Source organism: Acetobacter sp. DmW_043 (assembly GCF_002153485.1).
Taxonomy (GTDB): domain Bacteria; phylum Pseudomonadota; class Alphaproteobacteria; order Acetobacterales; family Acetobacteraceae; genus Acetobacter; species Acetobacter thailandicus.
This window is the reverse complement of sequence record NZ_JOMN01000051.1, coordinates 1-2944: the sequence shown is the minus strand read 5'-3', so window position 1 is coordinate 2944 and position 2944 is coordinate 1. Positions and strand designations below refer to the sequence as shown.

The 2944-nt window shown below is 39.6% G+C and carries 1 protein-coding gene; it reads left to right on the top strand.

From position 1 onward, the window contains the following. Positions 1-349 precede the first annotated feature (349 nt). The gene (locus HK11_RS11010; RefSeq protein ID WP_086555394.1) at positions 350-2515 is read left to right on the top strand and encodes a Hint domain-containing protein; all 2166 of its coding nucleotides are present in this window, start codon (positions 350-352) and stop codon (positions 2513-2515) included. The last annotated feature ends 429 nt before the right edge of the window (positions 2516-2944 follow it).

The following is a 2944-nucleotide window of genomic DNA, read 5'->3' as shown; positions in this document are numbered from 1 at the left end:
CGCTTCATCTGGCTCTCAGACAGTAAAAATACATCACTCACAGGCTCATCCTCCATCGGTAAGCCTGTTGAATCACACTCTCTCGCTCAGTTCAATAAATTAACAGGTCCTGAGCCTAGTTGTTTGGTCCCGGGATTTGATGGGTTGGATTGATGATGAATCTTTCTGGCTCAAAATATTGATTTTTTTGATAAAAAATAACCTTTTATTTATCGTTTGACAAAATTAAACCATCATAGTAATTATAAATAAAATTTAATAGGTTTGATATTTTTCTTTTCAATTAAAAAAGAAAATTCAATGAAGAAAATAAAACCTATAGAAATTAAAAATTGAAAGGGTAGTAACTATGAGTAGTGATCTTTTTGGAAGTGGCGGAACAAACTCTACAGAACAAGATTATACAAATCCTGTTACATTGAATTCATCGTCAGATACATTAACAAATTCAAGCGATGGTAGTCTTATATTTACACCAAAAGCATCAACAACCGTTACTATAAATGGAAACCTCGATAACTCTGGAACTGTAAATTATACGCCATCATCTTCTGGTGGTGGTAATTCGTTTTATCTTGGTTCAAGTTCAAGCAATTCACTTAGTAATGATGGAAAAATAATATACAATCAGGCAGATACAACGTCTGGCCCGACCATATCTTTTTTATATGGAAATATTATAAACGGCACAAATGGTACCATAGATGTAACCTCAGCTGGAGGAGGCACTGTAACTGCCTCAAACGTCTCATCTATGACTAACTTGGGAACAATTAAAATTGTTGAGACAAGTGGTTCTGGCATGACATCTACGTGGGGGAATGGATCTTCTTCCACACTAAATAATTCAGGTACGTTTACTATTGATAATTCAGGAGCTTCATCAGGCTCGACTATTAATTTTAACTTTGGCGGCGGCGTTACAAATAGTGGTGCACTGAGCTTATCCTACCCCGCAGGTTCGACGTCAATCTGGTCTTTAGGAACAGGAGGACTTAACAATTCAGGGACTCTATCTTTAACTTCCGCAGATTCCAGTAGTGGTAATATTGCCATTAATACCACTGGAACAATAACTAATACAGGATCAATAGATGCTGTTGGTACGACATTAACAATTAATAAAGATATAAGCGGAGATGGAAATATTAATCTTTCCAATGGTGCTACTGTTACTTTATTTGCCCAAAATGGAACAGCTTTAGGTCAGACATTTAATTTTGAGGGCGGTGAAAACACCTTAAATATTAGTTCGTTGCCAGGAACATTCACAGGTAAAATTCGTGGATTCAGCAATGAAGACAGTATAAATGTTGGTATATCAGGAACTGTCACTTATGATAAAGATAGTGGAATTCTAACACTCACAACTACATCTGGAAAAACCTACAAATATGACGTAGGTGAAAATTACACAGGTGAGTTCTCTGATAGTGATAACGGAGTCATTACGTATTCTGGTCTGACATCATGTTATCTTCCTGGCACTATGATTCTTACACCAGAAGGTGAAGTCGCTGTCGAAAAACTTGAAGTTGGTGATCTTGTTCTGACGCATGACATCACCACAGGTGCCAGTGTTCCGATGAAGATCGTCTGGGCTGGCTCCAGTCCTGTAAATGTTACAGGCGCTGCTGCCGGAGATGAAGCCGGTGCACCGGTACGTATTTTTAAGAATGCATTTGATAATGGCATTCCAGCGCAGGATCTGCTTGTAACCTCTGAGCATTGTATGCTGATTAATGGTCAGTTTATACCGGTTCGTATGTTAGTAAATGGTCGTTCTGTTATTTATGATCGTTCGTTTACTCAGTTTCCGGTTTATCATATTGAAACAGAAAAACATGCCATTCTAACAGCTAATGGTGCTTTATCTGAATCCTTCCTGAATACAGAAAATTACAGTGGGTTTCGTCAGGCAGGAAAAATTGTTTCGCTAAACATTCCGCGTAAAATAACCTGGGCCGATGCTGCGGCTCCGCTTAATGTAACGAGAGAATTTGTTGAGCCTGTTTTTCATGCAATATCCTTGCGGGCAGAGCAACATGGGTTCGTTTTACAGACACCGGAAAGCATTTTAACAAACGATACGAATTTTCACCTTGTTACTGAAACAGGTGCGAAAATACGCCGGATCCGCGAGAGCGATGGCCGGGTAATGTTTATGATACCTGCTGGTATTGAGAGAGTTCGACTTGTTTCTAATGCCAGTCGCCCCTGTGATGTCATTGGTCCGTTTGTTGATGACCGCCGGAATCTTGGTGTTCTGGCAGGCAACGTGACGCTCTGTGAAGGAAATGCAACTATTACACTGACAGAGCACCTGCAGGATCCTGAACTATCAGGGTGGAATAATATAGAAGGCGAGACAGCACGCTGGACAAAGGGTAATGCCCTTCTGAAGCTGGGGCAACGTCCGATGGGTAGTATTGCTTTGATGGCAATAGATATCCATGCAGGAGGTCCATATATTTTAGAAGATAGATTACCTGAACAATCTTCTATTCAAGCCTGACCCGGGAGAATTGAAAAGCTATTAGATTCAGGACCTGTTAATTTCTTGAAGTAAGCGAGAGATTGTGATTCACAGGCCTACCGACGGAAGGTGAGCCTGTGAATGATGTATTTTTGCTTTCTGAACGCCAGATGGAGCGGATTAAGCGGTTTTTCCCTCTGGTGTAATGCTGAGGATTAGGAGGAAATTAAGCTCATTCTGTTAGACAATTACCGTTAAAACTTATTGATATTGGTGGTTCATAAAATATACGTTAGACACAATAACCTATTGATTTAATTGAAATATTTAAATCCTTTCGGGTCCGCCATATGAGAGTTAACTCCTTGATTTAAAAAGAAAAATAGAGAAGTTAGACACTTTCTCAAATTTATCCATCGCTTCCTGTGCCATTTTTTTCTGTTCAGCAGAGCGTGTGTATCTCATCAC